The organism is Sphingomonas faeni (genome assembly GCF_023195535.1).
Classification (GTDB): domain Bacteria; phylum Pseudomonadota; class Alphaproteobacteria; order Sphingomonadales; family Sphingomonadaceae; genus Sphingomonas; species Sphingomonas faeni_B.
On the sequence record NZ_JALPNF010000003.1, the window covers coordinates 359,999 to 377,168 of the forward strand.

Below are 17,170 nucleotides of genomic sequence, written 5' to 3' on the forward strand. Positions count from 1 at the left end.
ACTCCGAACGATCCTCCCCCGCAAGGGGGAGGTGGCTGGCACTTGCCAGACGGAGGGGGAGGCAGGAGCAACCTCCGTTTCGTGTCCTCCCCCTCCGTCGCCTGACGGCGCCACCTCCCCCTTGCGGGGGAGGATCGTAGAATGTCGATCCTTGGCACTGCGCAACTGGCTGTGCGCAATTGCGTGTCGACCCCGCACCCGCCTATGCAGGGGCCAGTTGCGTGGCGGAGTAGGCGGTTGAGCGAGGCGAGCGATACAGGGGGCAACCCCCGCCTTCGGCTCCCGCGGAAGGTGCGGTGGCTCGGCGGTATCGCGCTGGTTCTGCTCGCCGGGTTGACCGCGCTGTGGCTCGCGCGCAAGCCGATCGCGGAAGGGTTCATCGATCGCGAGTTGGCGAAGGCCGGGGCGCCTGCGCGGTACGAGATCGCCAACCTCGCGCTGGGCGGCCAGCGGCTGACGAACGTCGTGCTGGGCGATCCGGCGCATCCCGATCTGGTCGCGGACTGGGTCGAGACGCGGACCGGGGTCGGGCTGTCGGGGCCGTATCTGGAGGGCGTGCGTGCGGGCAAGGTCCGGCTGCGCGGTCGGTTGGTCGATGGAAAAGTTTCGCTCGGCGCGATCGACAAATTGCTGCCGGCCTCGACGGGCAAGCCGTTCTCGCTGCCCGCGCTCGACGTGGCGGTCGCCGATGGGCGGATGCGGCTGGAGACTCCGCAGGGTGTCGTCGGGTTGAAGCTCGCCGGATCGGGCAAGCTCGACGACGGTTTCCGCGGCAAGCTGGCCGCGATCAGCGAGCGGCTCGATGTCGGCGGGTGCGCGATCGATCGGCTGGCGGCGACCGTGAAGCTGCGGATCGACGCGGCGAGACCGACGATCACCGGGCCGGTACGCGTGTCGCGACTCGCCTGCGGCGCAACGCACGCCGACCACATCGTCGCGGACCTCGACGTCGGGCTATCGGCTGCGCTCGACCGCTGGCAGGGCAAGGCGACGCTCAAGACCGGGGCGGCACGCGCACCGGGGATCGCGCTGGCCGGGGCGGGAGGCGCGATCGATTTCACCGGCAGCGCGGCCGCGACCAGCGGCAAGGCGGACGTTGTCGCCGATGCCGTCCGGACCGTGGAAGGCCGGGCACGACGCGTTTCGATCGCGGGCGCATACCGGATCGGCAAGCAGATCGCATTCGACGGACGCGTGCGGGCGAGCGGTGCCGCGGTGGCGCAGGCGCGGCTCGCCAGCGTCGGCGGCCTGGGCAGCGCGGCGGTGGGAACGCCGGTCGCACCCCTCGCGGTTGCCATGACGCAGGCCATTGAGCGTGCGGGCCCTGGTTTCGCGGCGGACGGCGACGTGTCCGTGCGGCTCGCGGATGGGCGCGGCTCGGCGGTGCTGTCCCGCCTCGTGCTCGCCTCGGCCAGCGGCGCGCGCGTGGCGCTTGGCGGCGGGAGTGGGGTCGCGTTCGGTTGGCCGAACGGCGGCGTGCGGCTCGACACGACTCTGGCGCTGCAAGGCGGTGGCCTGCCGGAGGCGCGCGTGTCGCTCGCCCAGGCGAAACCCGGCGCAGCGATCCGCGGCGTGGCGCGCATCGCGCCCTATGCGGCGGGCGGCGCTCGACTGGCGCTGACCCCGGTGACGTTCAGCGCGACGCCCGGCGGCGCGACGTCGATCACCACGCAGGCAACGCTCGACGGGCCGATCGCCAACGGCCGCGTCGACGGTCTGGCGATGCCGGTCGCAGCGTTATGGGACGGTCGCGGGCGGCTGGTCGTCAACACCGGCTGCGCGCCGCTCGCCGTCCGGCGCCTCGCGATCTCCGGGCTGGTGCTCGATCCGTCGCGGCTGACCTTGTGCCCGGTCGACGGCGCGCTGGTGCAGGTCGATGGCGCGCGGATCAGCGGCGGCGCGAAAATCGCGGCCGCGAAGCTGGGCGGCCGACTCGGCACCACGCCGATCACGCTCGCGACCGCCGGGGCGACCGTGCGGCTCGCCGATCGGGACTTCCGGATCGAGGGGGTGCAGACGCGGATCGGCGCGCCCGAGCGCGTCACGCGACTCGATTTCGGCACCATCACCGGCCGCATGACGGGGCAGGGCGTGGCCGGCGCCTTCACCGACGGCTCGGGGCAGATCGCCAATGTCCCGCTGCTGCTCGGCGAGGCGGCGGGCGACTGGACGCTGGTCGGCGGCGCGCTCAACCTCACCGGTACGATGGGCGTAACCGATGCCGCGCCGACGCCCCGGTTCAAGCCGCTCGCGGCGCGCACCGTGACGCTGGCGCTGGTGAACGGCACGATCACCGCGGCGGGCACGCTGTTCGAGCCGACCACCAACACGAAGGTCGCCGACGTCACGCTGGACCACGCGCTCGGGACGGGGGTGGGCAAGGCCGACCTGAACGTGCCCGCGATCGCCTTCGCCAAGGACAGGCTGCAACCCGACGCGCTCACCCCGCTCACCTTCGGCGTGATCGCCGACGTCAACGGATCGGTCAGCGGGGAGGGCCACATTGCCTGGAACCCTCAAGGCGTGACGAGCAATGGCGTGTTCCGCACCGCCGGCACCGATCTCGCCGCCGCGTTCGGCCCGGTCACGGGAATCGCGACCGAGATTCGTTTCACCGACTTGCTCAATCTCCAGAGCGCGCCGGGGCAGGTGGCGACGATCCGCACGCTCAACCCCGGCATCCCGGTCACCGACGGCACGATCCGCTACCAGACGCTGCCGGGTGCGCGCGTGCAGGTCGAGGGCGGCGCGTGGCCGTTCGCCGGCGGGTCGCTGACGCTCGATCCGACCCTGCTCGATTTCTCCGCGCCGAAGGAGCGCCGGATGACGTTCCACATTGCCAACATGGCTGCTGACCAGTTCCTGCAACAGTTCGATTTCAAGAATCTGGACGCTACCGGGATCTTCGACGGCGTGCTGCCGATGATCTTCGACGAGAGCGGCGGCCGGATCGAGGGGGGCGACCTGCGCGTCCGGCCCGGTGGCGGCACGCTCGCTTATGTCGGCGATCTCAGCCAGAAGGATCTCGGCATCTGGGCGAACATCGCGTTCCAGGCGCTGAAGTCGCTCCGCTACCAGTCGCTGCGCGTCGGCATGAACGGGCCGCTCGCGGGCGAGATGGTCACCGACGTGCGCTTTGCCGGGATCAGCCAGGGCGAGGGGGCGAAGGCGAACTTCATCGTCCGCCGCCTGCAAAAGCTGCCGTTCGTGTTCAATATCCGGATCAAGGCGCCGTTCCGCGGGCTGCTCGACACCGCGCAGAGCTTCTACGATCCGAAGCGGCTGATCGAGCGTAATCTGCCCGCACTGATCCAGCAGCAGTCGGCGCCGCCTTCTCCCAAACCTCCAACCATTCAGCCCACGGAAAGCAGTATCGTGCCATGACCGAAACAGGATTGAAGAAGCTGGAGCAAAGGCCGATCTTGCAGATGATGAGGACGATCGCTTTTCTGGTGACGACCGCCGCCGCCCTGCCGGGCTGCATCAGCGTGTCGGCCCCCGACAAGCCGATCGAGATCAACCTCAACATCAACGTCACGCAGGAAGTGGTCTATCGTCTCGATGGCGAGGCGAAATCGTTGATCCAGCAGAATCCGGGGATATTCTAAGATGAAAAAGGTCCTTGTCATGATCGCCGCAGCCGCGGTTCTCGGCGGCCTTTCGGTAGCGGCGTCCGCGCAGCGCGATCCGGCCTATGCCGCGGCGCGTGCCGGTGGCGAGGTCGGCGAGCAGCCCGACGGGTATCTGGGCCTCGTCGGCGCGGCGAGCGCGGACCTTCGCGCGCTGGTCAACAACATCAATATCCAGCGCAAGTCGGCGTACACGCAAAAGGCGCAGGCGAGCGGCGCGACGGTCGAGCAGCTGGCGTTCACTAGTGGCTGCAACCTGATCGCCGCGACGAACCCCGGCGAGAAGTACAAGACGCCCAACGGGGTGTGGAAGACGCGTACCGCCGGTGCCCCGGAACGCGATTCGCGCTGCGTTTGAGATAGTCCGTCATCCCGGGCTCGTTCCGGCATCCACGGTTCCGCGGACTCGATAGTCTTGACTGTGCGGAACCGTGGACCCCGGAACAAGCCCGGGGTGACGAAGACGGGAGCGTCCTCTGCCCTTCACCGTCGCCCCAGCGAAAGCTGGGGTCTCGTGCGGCAAGGGGACGCTCCATTACCGGGATACCCCAGCTTTCGCTGGGGTGACGGGTATTTTGCAGTGGTGATGAAATGGGGCCGTCCCCTTGCGGCGCGAGGTCCCGGCTTTCGCCGGGATGACGAAGAGTGCGGCCATTTCGATGGTTCGTTCTAAAATCCTCCCCCGCTAGGGGGAGGTGTCTGGCTCTTGCCAGACGGAGGGGGCGGTAAGGGAAACCGCTGTTGCGTGTCCTCCCCCTCCGTCACCTGCGGTGCCACCTCCCCCTGGCGGGGGAGGATTGCAAGTTGTCCCCCGTCATTGATGACGCGTCTGTCACACCGGTTGACTTGCACCCCCCCCTTTTCTAAACGGACCGCGCCTTGGCGGGATCGCTCGTCGCTGCTTGCTTCCTCCCCGATGCGAAATCAGGTGGAGGAACGTGCGTGGCGGAGATCGAACCCGGACAGGACCCCCAGGGTGTTGACGATCCGCGACTTTCCGCGCTCGATGAGCGATTGCGAGAGGCGCAGCATCGGGAAACGCTCGCAAAGGGGCAGAAGGGGCCGGACGCCGAGCGAGGATACTCGCAAGGCAATCGCGTCATTTCCGCTCTGATCGGGAGTCTTGTCGGCAGTGCGCTGATCGGGTGGTTGATTGACCATTGGTTCGGCACTGGCCCTTGGGGACTGATCGTTCTGCTATTCCTCGGGATAGCGGTCGCGTTCAGGCAGATCATTCGAATTTCAGGCGAACGCCCGGAGTAACCGGGCGTTTGTCGTATCAAGACGGCAGGGATTCCACGTGGCGGCAGAACAGGGCGGCAAGATCGATCCGATGCACCAGTTCCTGATCGAGCCGGCGTTCGGCTCGCACTGGATCGTAGGTGGCTATGACTTGTCGTTCACCAACTCCGCATTGTGGATGGTGGTGACGCTGGTCGCGCTTTGGGCGTTCATGATCGGTGGCATGAAGCGCGAGCTCGTGCCCGGTCGCTGGCAGATGGCGGTCGAGGGCTTCACCGGCTTCATCTCGGGCATGCTCGAGCAGAATGTCGGCCCCGGCGGCAAGCGCTTCGTGCCCTATGTCTTCTCGCTGTTCATGTTCATCCTGTTCGCGAACATCATCGGTTTGCTCCCGTTCGGCATCGTCCCCGGCGTGCATCCGTTCACCGTGACCAGCCACATGACCGTCACCGGCGTCCTGGCGCTGATCAGCTTCGCGATCGTGCTGCTCGTCGGCTTCGGCAAGCACGGCTTCCACTTCTTCTCGCTGTTCGTGCCGAGCGGCACGCCCGCTCTGATGATCCCGCTGATCTTCGTGGTCGAGCTGATGTCGTTCCTGGTGCGTCCGTTCTCGCTCGGTCTGCGACTGTTCGTGGCGATGACCGCAGGCCATATCCTGCTCAAGGTGCTGGCCGCGTTCGTTATCAACGGTTTGAACCTCGGCGGGATGTATATCGGCCTGGTGACCGCGCCGAGCATGCTGCTGATGATCGGCATCACGCTGCTCGAGCTGCTGGTCGCCGCGATCCAGGCATACGTGTTCGCGTTGCTGACGTCGGTCTATCTGAACGACGCCGTCAATCTCCACTAAGTTTTCCGTTTACCTACCTAATTTTCAAAGGGAATTTATCATGGACGTCAACGCAGCAAAGATGATCGGCGCCGGCCTCGCAGCGATCGGCATGGGCCTCGCAGCCCTCGGCGTGGGCAACGTGTTCGCACAGTTCCTCGCCGGTGCTCTCCGCAACCCGGGCGCAGCCGACAGCCAGCAGGGCCGTCTGTTCATCGGTTTCGCAGCAGCCGAGCTTCTCGGTCTGCTCGCCTTCGTCACCATGATCATCCTGGTGTTCGTCGCCTAACCACTCGGTGATTTGGCCGGGCAACCGCGCCCGGCCGGATTAACGCAGGACAGACCAATGCCCCAGATTGCCCAGATAGCCGCCACCTACGCCTCGCAGATCTTCTGGCTGCTCCTCACCTTCGGTATCCTGTATTTCGGGATCGGCAAGGGAATGGTGCCAAAGATCGTGTCCAACGTGGACTCGCGCGAAGGCCGGATCGCCGGCGATCTGGCGGCGGCGGTCGCTGCCCGTGCGCAGGCCGATACGGTCCAGGCGAACTGGCAGGCCGAAATGGACGCGGCACGTACCGCGGCGCAGGCCGAAACCGCTGCCGCTGCGAAGCGTGCGGCGACGGCGTTCGAGCAGCAGGTCCATGCGGCCGATGTCGAACTCGCCGAGCGTCTGGGTCATCACGATCTGGCGGTAGCGAACGCGAAGGCCGAGGCACTCGCGAACCTTCAGGGTGTCGCCGCCGAGGCAGCACAGCAATTGGCCGCCAAGGTCGCCGGGCTCCAGGTCAGCCTGGACGCGGCGAGCGACGCGGTACGCAGGACGACGGCGCATGGCTAATCCAGATTCGGCCGCAAAGGTCATCCACGAAGAGGGCATGGCGCCCGAAGGTGCGATCGACAACCAGGGCATCCAGGGCCACACGACCGCACCCGGCGGCGTCGAGCATGTTCCCGATCCAACCGCGCTCGGCCTGACCTCGACCGGTTGGGTCGCGGTGGCGATGATCGTCGTCATCCTGCTGATGATCTGGAAGAAGGTTCCAGGGATGATCGGCAAGATGCTCGACGCGCGCATCGCCGGCATCCGCACGCAGCTCGACGAAGCCAAGGCGCTCCGTGCCGAAGCCGAGGCGATCCGCACGGAATACGAGGCGAAGGCCAAGACCGCGCACGTCGAAGCCGAAGCGATGAAGGCCCACGCGCATACCGAAGCCGCGGCGATCATCGCCAAGGCCAAGGCCGGCGCAGAAGACCTCATGACCCGCCGTGCGAAGATGGCCGAAGACAAGATCGCCGCCGCAGAACGCGCCGCAATCGCCGAAGTCCGCGCGCGCGCCGCCGATGCCGCGGCCAAGGCTGCCGGTATCCTGATCGCCGAGCACCACGACGCAGCCGCCGATCGCGCGATGGTTGATCGCTCAATCTCGGGTCTCAGCCGCCTGAATTAATCTTGGGTAGCGCGAGAGGCGCTGCCGTTCCCCCGCGAAGGCGGGGGCCCAGGATCTCACAGGACAGCGCCCGCAACCCTGGACCCCCGCCTCCGCGGGGGAACGGTAGTTCGCTTGGCGCTTTTTCTGTTTCTCACAGACGGCCGTCTCTTCCCGGGTTTCCGGCGGCCGAGTCTCCAATCTGAGCCCGTTGGAGAACACTCATGTCCTGGCTCATCCTCGCCGTCGCCGTCGTCACCGAAATCTGCTGGGCGCTCAGCCTCAAATGGGCGGCCACCATAGCCACGTGGCAAGCCTCCAGCGTCCCGATCATCCTCAGCTTCGTCAACATGGGCCTGCTCGCCCTCGCGATGCGCGGCCTCCCGGCGGGCACCGCCTACGCGATCTGGACGGGCGCGGGCGCGATCGGCGTCATCATCGGCGGCGTCATCCTGTTCGGCGATAAGGTCAGCGGCATCCAGGCCTGCTTCATGGCACTGACCGTGGTCGGCATCGTCGGCACCAAGGTGTTCGCGCAGTCCTGACGCGCCAGAAGTGATCGCGCGGGCAATTTAGCGCAGCAATCGTCTGATGGCCCTGCAGCGGCGCAGGAGCGGCCCACAGCCATATACGGCCAGATCTCGGCTGGTCCGCGCCAGCCCATGAACAGCGGTCACTTGTCCATGCCAGGTGATCCCGAGGCGGGACCTCAAGGTGGCGGGGCGGCGCCCTCCGCCGGACGATGCTACCCATCGCTATTCCATGAGCCGCTCCATACCCAGCCAACCTCTCAAACGGTTGCATTTTGAAACTAGGGTTTGTTGGCTGGCCCTATGTGGCGATTTGGAGACACAACATTCAAAAAACCGGTTTCCGTATGCGGAAATTGCTAGACGTACAGGTGGGAACCTCGCTACCTAACGTCCAAACCATAAGTTCGAAAACATTCGAACACTCAGGAGGGAATGCCGATGCGTATGATCGCATATCTGTTGTCTGCCGCTGCGACCACGGTGCTTGTATCGCCGGCCTTCGCGCAGGACGTGCCCACGACTCAGCCTGAGGCGCAGACGACCACCACGACATCGGGTACAGCGGCCGGATCGGTCGATGCCGGGCAGGCGCCCGTTGCGGCGCCTGAGGCCTATTCGGGCAATGCCAGCGACATCGTCATCACCGCGACGCGCCGTTCCGAGCGGCTGTCCAACGTCCCGATCGCGGTCTCCGCCGTCGGTTCGGCGGCCCTCGAGAACACCGGCGCCAACGACATTCGCCAAGCCACGCAGCTCGTCCCCTCGCTGCTCATCTCCTCGACCGGCAGTGAAGCCAACGCCTCCGCCCGCGTCCGCGGCATCGGCACGGTCGGTGACAATCCGGGCCTCGAAAGCTCGGTCGCGGTGTTCATCGACGGCGTCTATCGCAGCCGAACCGGATCCGGGCTCAACGATCTCGGCGAAGTCGATCGTATCGAGGTTCTTCGTGGGCCGCAGGGTACGCTGTCTGGCCGTAACGCGACCGCCGGCTCGATCAACATCCTGACGAAGCTGCCTTCGTATAATTTCGGCGGCTATGCCGAGGCGACCTACGGCAATTACAACAACGTCCGCATCGCGGGCGGGATGACCGGTCCGATCATCAAGGACAAGCTCGCCTTCCGTCTCGATGGCGTGTTCGGCAAGCGCGACGGGTTCTACTACGATGTCATCAACCGGACCGACTACAACGATCGCAACCGGTATTTCGTGCGTGGCCAGTTGCTGTTCGAGCCGTCGAGCGACATCAGCGTCCGCCTGATCGGCGATTATACGAGGCGCGACGAGAAGTGCTGCGGCGCGGTGTACGTGAACACCCAGGAAAAGATCGATCCGACGCCAGGCGTGCCCGGCGATTTCGCGATCAATCCTGCCGGCAACCGTATCGTTCAGGTCATGCAAAGCATGGGTGCGGTGTTCGCCAGTGCGGGTGACCCGTACAACCGCCGCATCGCCAATACGCCGGGTCGCGCTTATTCCAACCTCACGACCGACTATGGCGGCTCCGGCCAGATCGACATCAATCTGGGTGGCGCGTCGCTCACCTCGATCACGGCATACCGCGAATACAAATCTGGCGGCGCGTCCGACATCGATTACGGCAACCTCGACATCGGCTATCGGGCCGACGACGGAAACAGCTTTCGCCAGTTCCATACGTTCACCCAGGAAGTTCGGTTGAACGGCTCCCTGTTCAACGACAAGCTCGACTGGTTGATCGGCGGCTATTACTCGAAGGAGGATCTGGTCGTTGCCGACAATCTCAAGTTCGGCACGCAATATGGCGCGTTCGCGGCGTGCCGGATCGTCGCGACGGCCAATCCGCTGGCGGCACTGCGCAACCCCAACAACCCCGGCTGCCTGAGCACGACCCCGCAGGCTGCGCTCGGCGGCGCCAATGGACGACAGGCGCTTGGGGCAGGGTTCGGCGCTCTCGGACCAACGATCCTCGCCGGCCTCGATCGCCTCAGCACGCTCAACAATCTGGGCGATCAGCGCTCGACCTATTATCAGGACAGCGAGAATTACGCGTTCTTCACGCACAACATCTTCAAGCTGACCGACAAGCTCTCGATCACCGGCGGTCTGCGCTACACGCGCGAGGCGAAGGATTTCCACGCCGACTTCAATAACAACAACACGGTATGTCCGGCCCAGCAGGCCAATCTCAGCCCGCTGCTCGCCAGTGCAGCCGTGCCCGCCGCACTCAAGACGCTCGTCGGTGGCATCATCACGCTCACCTGCACGGGCAATTCGTCGTCGGCACTTAACGGCCTCGATCTGAACGACGGGTTCAAGGAAGGCGAGTTCACCGGCACCGGCGTCATCTCCTACAAGCCACGTACCGACACGCTGCTATATGCCTCCTATTCGCGCGGCTATAAGGCGGGCGGCTACAATCTCGATCGTTCGGACCTGACCGCGAACGTGTTCTCGTCGCCGACGAATGCGAGCGTCGTAAATCTCCGGTTCGATCCGGAGACGGTGAATTCGTACGAACTCGGTCTGAAGTTCACCTCGAAGGACTTCACCTTCAACGTCGCGGGCTTCCGCCAGGAGTTCAAGAATTTCCAGCTGAACACCTTCAACGGCACCAACTTCATCGTCGAGAACATCAGCACCTGCGGCACCAGCCTGAACGGTGCGGACCGCGATGCGAGCGCGGCCACGGGCGCCTGCTCCGGTGGCGTCCAGCACGGCGTCATCTCGCAGGGCTTCGAGCTGGAGGCAGGATTGTTCCCGGCACCGAATTACACGGTGAACCTCGGCTACACGTACACGAACACGCATTTCCGCAACAATCTGGTCGGCAGCGACTCGGGGCAGGCACTCGATCCCGCGCTGTTCCTGCTCTCGGGCAGCAACCTGTCGAATGCGCCGAAGCACACCGTGACCGCCTCGACCGCCTGGACGCCGGACATCGGGTCGACCGGGATGACTGCGCTGTTCTACGTCGACGGCCGCATGACCAGCGACTACAACACCGGATCTGACCTGTTCCCGGAAAAGGCGCAGGATGGCTTCTTCCTGGTGAATGCCCGTGTCGGTATCCGTGGGCCTCAGCAGAAGTGGGCGTTGGAACTCTGGGCACAGAACCTGCTCGACACCAATTATCAGCAGGTGGCGTTCAACGCACCGTTCCAGGGTGCCGGCAGCCAGGCCCAGACGCAGGCGTTCGGTTCGACCGCGAACCAGATCTTCTCCTCGTTCCTGGGCGAGCCGCGGACCTATGGCCTGACGCTGCGCTCGCGCTTCTGATCGGAGGGCTGCGTGAAGAGCCGGTCCGCAGTTTGCTGCGGGCCGGCTTTTTCGTGTCTGAGTGAACCTGCCGTACGCGCCGCATCCCGCGAACGCCGAGCACCAACTGCCGCTTGTGACACCGGACTGTCCCTAGCGCTTCCCCCGCGGAAGTCGGGCGCGCGACACTATGCTGCGAGATCGATCTCTTCGCCGGCCGCCGCCGCGAGCAACCTTCGCTCCAGCGTCTTCAACCGGGCAGGTTGGGTAATCCGGTCCCCCGTGAGGTCGGTGATGTAGAACGTATCGACCGCGCGCTCTCCGTAAGTCGCGACATGCGCGGAATGGATCGTGACCTTCGACTGGAACAGGGCGTTGGCGAGCTGGTTCAGCAGCGCCGGCCGGTCCCGCGCATTGACCTCGACCACGGTGAACCGGTTTGACGCCTTGTTGTCGACCAGCGCGTTGGGAACGATGTCGAACGCTTCGGCTCGCGTCCGGGGAAGGGGTTTCGCCACCAGCCGGTCGGCCAGCTTGCCGCGATTGGCGAGCGCATCCTCGATCGCCGTCTTGAGGCGTGAAACCTGTTCGGTGCCATCGAACGGTCGGCCGAACGGATCCTGGACGAGGAAGTTGTCGACCGCCATCCCGTCGCGCGTGGTGTGGATGCGCGCATCGATGATGTTGCCGCCAGCGACATGGATCGCGCCGGCGATGCGATAGAACAGTCCTGGATGATCGGCCGCGTAGATTGTCACCAGCGTGGCGCCGCGCCCAGGGTAGACGTGGGCGTCGATCGCAAGTTGCGCGTCGCCGGTGGTTGCGAGGAAGCGGGCATTGTGCGCGAGCACGTCCTCGGGCTCGGCGATCCAATAGGCTTCGGGAAGACGGCGAACGAGCGTTTCGAAGGTCGCCTCGTCCCAGCCAAGCGCATCGCGCAAATGCTCCTGCTTGGCGGCGATGCGTTCGGCGCGCCCTTTCTGCTTGTGACCGAGCCGCAGTACCTCTTCGGCGGATTCGTACAGGTCGCCAAGCAGCTGGCGTTTCCAGCCGTTCCAGACGGCGGGGCCGACCGCGCGGATGTCGACGATCGTCAGCGTCAGCAAAAGGCGGAGGCGCTCGGGGCTCTGCACCACGTCGCAGAAATCGAGGATCGTCTTGAAGTCGCTGAGGTCGCGTTTGAACGCGGTGGCGGACATCAGCAGGTGCCAACGGACCAGCCACGCGACCGTTTCCGTCTCGGCGGCGGTCAGCCCGAAGCGTGGGCACAGGCGCTGCGCCACCTCCGCACCGAGAATCGAATGATCGCCGCCGCGGCCCTTGGCGATATCGTGCAACAGCACCGCGACATACAAAGCGCGCCGCGACACGATCTGCTCGAAGATCGCGCTGGCGAGCGGATGCTCCTCCTTCAACACGCCGTTCTCGATGCGCGCGAGCAGGCCGATCGCGCGGATGGTGTGCTCGTCGACGGTGTAGTGGTGATACATGTCGAACTGCATCTGCGCGACGACACGCGCGAAGTCGGGCACGAACCGGCCGAACACGCCCGCCTCGTTCATCCAGCGCAGCACGAGTTCGGGATCGCGTGGTGAGGTCAGCACGTCGAGGAACAGCGCGTTGGCGGTCGGGCTGTTCCGAACGTCATCGACCAGTTTGGCGTCGCGGGCGGCGGCACGCATCGCCAGCGGATGGATCTCGACGCCGTGCTTGTCGGCGAGTTGGAAGATCTCGATCAGGCGTTCGGGATCTACTTGAAAGAAGTCGTCGCTAGGTAGCGCCAACCGGCCGCGATCGAGCACGAAACCGTTGAGCTTGCGCGGTGAACGACGGATCGTCGGCAACCCGAAACGGCGGCCGCGCGCGGCGAACTTCTCGTCGAGATGCGCGAGGAACACGCCGCTGAGCGTGCCGACCGTCTTCGCCTGCAGGAAATAGAACTGCATGAATCGCTCGACCTTCGATTTCCCCGGTCGATCGGAAAAGCGCATCCGGTCGGCGATCTCGCGTTGCAGGTCGAACGTCAGCCGATCCTCGGCGCGGCCGGTGATGCTGTGGAGATGGCAGCGGACCGCCTGGAAGAAATTGTCGGCGCGGTGGAACAGCCGGTATTCGGCTTTGGTGAACAACCCGACCTCGACCAGCTCGGCGGCGCGTTGGACGTCGTAGATGTATTTGCCGATCCAAAACAATGCGTGAAGATCGCGCAGGCCGCCCTTGCCCTCTTTGACATTGGGTTCAACGACATAGCGGGTGTCGCCCATCTTGCGGTGGCGCGCGTCGCGTTCGGCGAGCTTGTCGGCGATGAAGGTGCGCGCGGTGTCGGCCTGGACCTCGGTCTTGAAGCGGTGCGATGCCTGTTCGTAGAGGTCGGCATCGCCGCAGACGTAGCGTGCTTCGAGCAACGCGGTGCGGACGGTGACGTCACCCTTGGCCTGACGCACCATTTCGTCGAGCGAGCGGCTGGACTGGCCGAGCTTCAGACCGAGATCCCACAGCGCGTACAGCATCGATTCGATCACGCGCTCGGCCCAAGGGGTCTGCTTGCCGGGGGTGAGGAAGCCGATATCGACATCCGAATGCGGCGCCATTTCCGCACGCCCATAGCCGCCGACGGCGATGATCGTCAGCCGCTCGCCGATCGTCGGGTTGGGCAGCGGGTAGAGTCGCTGGGTGGTGAAATCGAACAGGATGCGGAGCAGCTGATCGATGAGATACGCCTGCGCACCCGCTGCTTCGAGCCCGCGCGACGGATGTTCGACGAGGCGGCGTTCGACTTCGACCCGGCCGGCCTCGAGTGCTGCCTTCAGTAGCGTTGTCGCGTCGCGGCGGAGCGCGGTGGCGTCCTCGCCGTGCAGCGTGGCGATGGTTTCGGCGACGGCGCGGCGATCGATGATCGTGCGGCGGTTGGGGAGGTGATCGAAGCGGCCTATCATGTCGCCTCAGATAGGGGCGGCGGCGTGTCGCGTCATCAGGATTGCGCAAAGTCGCCGCGAAACGTAACCGGACGCGCGAGTGGAGGACGAAAATGAGCGAACCATTGCGCGTGGCCCCGTTGAAAGTGGCTCTGGCCGGGCTGGGGACTGTCGGCGGCGGGGTGATCCGGCTGCTGGATGCGAACCGCGAGTTGATTGCGCGGCGGGCGGGGCGCGAGATCGAGATCGTCGCGGTGTCCGCACGCGATCGCGGCAAGGATCGCGGCGTCGATCTGTCGCGGTTCGCCTGGGTCGACGACACGACCGCGCTGGCGAAGCAACCAGGGGCGGATGTCGTGGTCGAGTTGATCGGCGGTTCCGATGGCCCGGCGTTGACGCTGGCCCGCAGCACGCTGGGGGCAGGACGGAGTTTCGTCACCGCGAACAAGGCGATGATCGCGCATCACGGGCTCGAGCTGGCGCAGGCGGCCGAGGCAGCGGGCGTCGCGCTGAAGTTCGAGGCGGCGGTCGCTGGCGGCATCCCGGTCATCAAGGGGCTGCGTGAAGGTGCGGCGGCGAACGAGATCGCGCGGGTGTACGGAATTCTCAACGGGACCTGCAATTTCATCCTGTCGAAGATGGAGTCCGAAGGTCGCGATTTTGCCGAGGTGCTGGCGGAGGCGCAGGCGCTGGGGTTCGCCGAGTCCGATCCGAGCTTCGACATCGACGGGGTAGATGCCGCGCACAAGCTGTCGATCCTGGCCGCGGTCGCGTTCGGGACCCAGCCGGCGTTCGACGACGTCGGGGTGAGCGGCATCCGGAATCTGCTGGGGGCGGACATCGCCGAGGCGGCGGCGCTGGGCTATCGCGTGCGTCTCCTCGGGTTGGCGGAAGCGGGCGCGGCCGGGCTGTTCCAGCGCGTGCATCCGCATCTCGTGCCGATCGATCATCCGCTGGCGCATGTGACGGGGTCGCTCAACGCCGTCGTGGCGGAGGGCAATTTCGTCGGCCGGTTGCTGTTCCAAGGCGCAGGGGCAGGTGATGGGCCAACCGCGAGCGCTGTCGTGGCGGATCTGATCGACATCGCGCGTGGAGAGTTCGGGCCGCCGTTCGCGATGCCGGTGGTGTCGCTCACTGCTGCGTCGAAAGCGGATAGCGGCGAGCGGCGGGGGCGTGCGTATTTGCGGTTCACCGTCGCGGACCGGGTCGGCGTGCTGGCCGAGATCGCGGCGGCGATGCGGGATGCGGGTGTGTCGATCGAGAGCCTGATCCAGCGGGGGGCGATTGCGGACGGCAGCGTGCTGGTGGCGATCGTGACGCATGAGAGCCCGGAGCGGTCGATCGCCCAGGCGTTGGAGAAATTGCGGGGGTCGCAGAGCCTGGTGGGCCAGCCGATGTGGATGCATATTCTGGATTGATTGGGGGCGGTAATGACTGCCAATCCCGTCTAAAAGCGACCACCCCGGCGAAGGCCGGGGCCCAGTTGGAGAGGTCGCAGTAACGGCGCGCGCGCTTCGTTAGCTTCGTCTCCCAACTGGGTCCCCGCCTTTGCGGGGGAAACACTTTGGTTGGTCCGGTGGAAGACTTGCCGGATTTTATTTCACCGGATCATCCAGCACGATCGGCACGCGGTTCGACGTATCCGGCTTCTTGCGGAACTTGCCGGCCACGTCGCGCACCAGTGCCATCGGGTCCTTGCCCTCGCCATTCTCGCAGCAGCTATGCGGATCGATCAGCGCGCCGATGCCGCGGATCAGGACGACCGGGACCGTCAGCAAATCCACGCCGGTACAGCCACCCGGCGGGCAGGGTCGCCCGGCATTGTCGAGCGCGGCGCGCGGATCGCCGGTCGGCTGGCGCGGGCGGTCCTGGGGCAGGCGCTCGTCGGGGAGGGGCAGGCGCTGCTCGGACGTGCCCTTGCCGCCACAGACGACGACTTCGCTCGGGCTCGAACCGGGGCAGGCGGGCGGGTTCAGGATCGACCAGCTTTGCGGGGGCGGTGCGACGACCGGCGTTGTGCCGACGGCGGCTTGCAACAGGATCGACAGCAGGATCACGGCGCCCCCTAAATCCTAGTTGACCGTACCGACGGGACCGTCGAGGTCGATCGGCACGCGACCACGCGTATCGGGCTTCTTTGCCAGCGCGCTCTTGATCAGCCCAACCGCCGCCTTGGCGATCGGGGCGATCGGGGGACCGAATCCGACCTGGCACCCCCATTGGCTGGCCGCACACGGCGTACCCTCCAGTTGTAATGCTCGGGCTGCGCTGAGTTCGGGATTCGACGCGACCGCGCGGTCGGGGGGGCCGCGCTCGTCCGGCAGCGGCAGGCGTGGGCTGTTCGCCGCGGGGCCCCCGCAGACGATGACGTCGTTGCCGTCCTTCGAGGCGGCCGCGCATGGATCGACCAAAATCGAAAAACGCTCCGGCGCCGCGGTCGGAGACGGTGTGGCGACTTGCATCAGTGTGGACAGGATGACGGCGAACATCGAACGGACCCTTCTATGGTGCCGGCTTGCGGAACGATGTCCCGCCTTCGCCACCCACGGTCATGCTGACTCCCGCCATCCCGCCACCGACCTGGAACGGACCGAGATCGGCGAGTGGCGACGTGCGGCGGAGCAAGCGAGTCCGTTCGTTGCGGACGCTCTCATGCTTGGGATCGCCAGCGTCATGGACGACGAACGGCACACGAAACCGGTCCGCGGTACGCATGCCGCAGACGGTGATGTCGGTTTCGTCCGCGCTCTGGATACAGGGTTGCTCGGCGGCCATTCGCGCCTTTGCGGTTGCCATCAGGGGGTCTTCGATCAGTATCGACAGCAGCATCGCGAGCATCGGCATCTCCCGGACAGACATTCAGACTGACCGCGATCGCGCGCCGGGGCAAGCATCATTGCTCGATCTTGGCGACTCCAAGCCTGGCAATGTCGATCGCCGGGCAGCGATCCATCACGACTTTCAGCCCTGCCGTCTCGGCGCGCGCTGCCGCGTCCTCGTTGATGACGCCGAGTTGCATCCAAACCGCCTTCGCACCCGCTGCAATCGCCTGATCGACCGTCTCACCGGCGGCTGACGAATTGCGGAAGATATCGACGATGTCGATCGGGTCGCCGAGTTGCGATAGCTCGCGGAAGACGAACTCGCCGTGGATATGCTCGCCGGTGATCTGCGGATTGACCGGGATCACGCGGTAGCCGTGTGCCTGGAGCTTGGCCATCACGCCGTAGGAAGGGCGGTCCGGGCGATCGGACGCGCCAATCATCGCGATCGTCCGTGCGCCTTCGAGCAAGGCTTTGATGTCGGCATCGGCGGTCAACGGCATCGATGCCTCCTGTCGGGGGAAACCTGGTCC

Annotated in this window: 16 protein-coding genes; 11 read left to right on the top strand and 5 right to left on the bottom strand. The window is 65.7% G+C overall.

The annotated features are described in order from the left end of the window. The first annotated feature begins 237 nt into the window (after positions 1-237). The 10 genes from SPHN_RS08920 to SPHN_RS08965 all read left to right on the top strand — a co-directional run bounded on the left by SPHN_RS08920 (position 238) and on the right by SPHN_RS08965 (position 10,921). Positions 238-3,384, top strand: a complete 3,147-nt coding sequence (locus SPHN_RS08920; protein WP_248522780.1) for an intermembrane phospholipid transport protein YdbH family protein — start codon at positions 238-240, stop codon at positions 3,382-3,384. A gap of 44 nt (positions 3,385-3,428) precedes the next feature. Further along, positions 3,429-3,608: a YnbE family lipoprotein gene (locus SPHN_RS08925; protein ID WP_432715072.1), complete on the top strand. Its 180-nt coding sequence runs from the start codon at positions 3,429-3,431 to the stop codon at positions 3,606-3,608. Between the two features lies 1 nt (position 3,609). Beyond that, the gene (locus tag SPHN_RS08930) at positions 3,610-3,987 is read left to right on the top strand and encodes a YdbL family protein (protein WP_248522784.1); all 378 of its coding nucleotides are present in this window, start codon (positions 3,610-3,612) and stop codon (positions 3,985-3,987) included. Positions 3,988-4,571: 584 nt separating this feature from the next. Then, positions 4,572-4,892 carry an AtpZ/AtpI family protein gene (locus SPHN_RS08935; RefSeq protein WP_187504811.1) on the top strand — a complete coding sequence of 107 codons (321 nt, stop codon included), beginning with the start codon at positions 4,572-4,574 and terminating at the stop codon, positions 4,890-4,892. 70 nt (positions 4,893-4,962) lie between these two features. Beyond that, entirely contained in the window at positions 4,963-5,721 is a 759-nt protein-coding gene (locus SPHN_RS08940; protein WP_060527334.1) for a F0F1 ATP synthase subunit A, read from the top strand. A 40-nt stretch (positions 5,722-5,761) separates the two neighbouring features. After that, the gene (locus SPHN_RS08945) at positions 5,762-5,989 is read left to right on the top strand and encodes a F0F1 ATP synthase subunit C (protein ID WP_031394300.1); all 228 of its coding nucleotides are present in this window, start codon (positions 5,762-5,764) and stop codon (positions 5,987-5,989) included. Between the two features lie 57 nt (positions 5,990-6,046). Next, a complete protein-coding gene (locus tag SPHN_RS08950) occupies positions 6,047-6,541 on the top strand; it encodes an ATPase (RefSeq protein ID WP_248522785.1) in 495 nt (164 codons plus the stop codon). A 37-nt stretch (positions 6,542-6,578) separates the two neighbouring features. After that, on the top strand, positions 6,579-7,151 hold the full coding sequence (locus SPHN_RS08955; RefSeq protein WP_432715073.1) for a hypothetical protein: 573 nt from the start codon (positions 6,579-6,581) through the stop codon (positions 7,149-7,151). A 203-nt stretch (positions 7,152-7,354) separates the two neighbouring features. Then, a complete protein-coding gene (locus tag SPHN_RS08960; RefSeq protein WP_248522789.1) occupies positions 7,355-7,675 on the top strand; it encodes a DMT family transporter in 321 nt (106 codons plus the stop codon). Between the two features lie 426 nt (positions 7,676-8,101). After that, on the top strand, positions 8,102-10,921 hold the full coding sequence (locus SPHN_RS08965; RefSeq protein WP_248522791.1) for a TonB-dependent receptor: 2,820 nt from the start codon (positions 8,102-8,104) through the stop codon (positions 10,919-10,921). 167 nt (positions 10,922-11,088) lie between these two features. Here SPHN_RS08965 and SPHN_RS08970 read toward each other — a convergent pair whose 3' ends face one another. Next, positions 11,089-13,836 (bottom strand): [protein-PII] uridylyltransferase, encoded by a 2,748-nt coding sequence (locus SPHN_RS08970; protein ID WP_248522793.1) that lies wholly within the window; start codon positions 13,834-13,836, stop codon positions 11,089-11,091. Positions 13,837-13,928: 92 nt separating this feature from the next. On the opposite strand from SPHN_RS08970, the gene SPHN_RS08975 reads away from it, so the two are divergent. After that, positions 13,929-15,233: a homoserine dehydrogenase gene (locus SPHN_RS08975; RefSeq protein ID WP_248522795.1), complete on the top strand. Its 1,305-nt coding sequence runs from the start codon at positions 13,929-13,931 to the stop codon at positions 15,231-15,233. Between the two features lie 177 nt (positions 15,234-15,410). Here the strand turns inward: SPHN_RS08975 and SPHN_RS08980 are convergent, their stop codons facing one another. The 4 genes from SPHN_RS08980 to SPHN_RS08995 are packed head-to-tail and all read right to left on the bottom strand — an operon-like array spanning position 15,411 to position 17,140. Next, positions 15,411-15,872 (bottom strand): hypothetical protein, encoded by a 462-nt coding sequence (locus SPHN_RS08980; RefSeq protein ID WP_248522797.1) that lies wholly within the window; start codon positions 15,870-15,872, stop codon positions 15,411-15,413. A gap of 15 nt (positions 15,873-15,887) precedes the next feature. Next, on the bottom strand, positions 15,888-16,304 hold the full coding sequence (locus tag SPHN_RS08985) for a hypothetical protein (RefSeq protein WP_248522799.1): 417 nt from the start codon (positions 16,302-16,304) through the stop codon (positions 15,888-15,890). A gap of 13 nt (positions 16,305-16,317) precedes the next feature. After that, positions 16,318-16,653, bottom strand: coding sequence for a hypothetical protein (locus SPHN_RS08990; protein WP_248522801.1), 336 nt, complete (start codon positions 16,651-16,653; stop codon positions 16,318-16,320). 55 nt (positions 16,654-16,708) lie between these two features. Beyond that, positions 16,709-17,140 carry a CoA-binding protein gene (locus SPHN_RS08995; protein ID WP_248522803.1) on the bottom strand — a complete coding sequence of 144 codons (432 nt, stop codon included), beginning with the start codon at positions 17,138-17,140 and terminating at the stop codon, positions 16,709-16,711. Between the last annotated feature and the right edge of the window lie 30 nt (positions 17,141-17,170).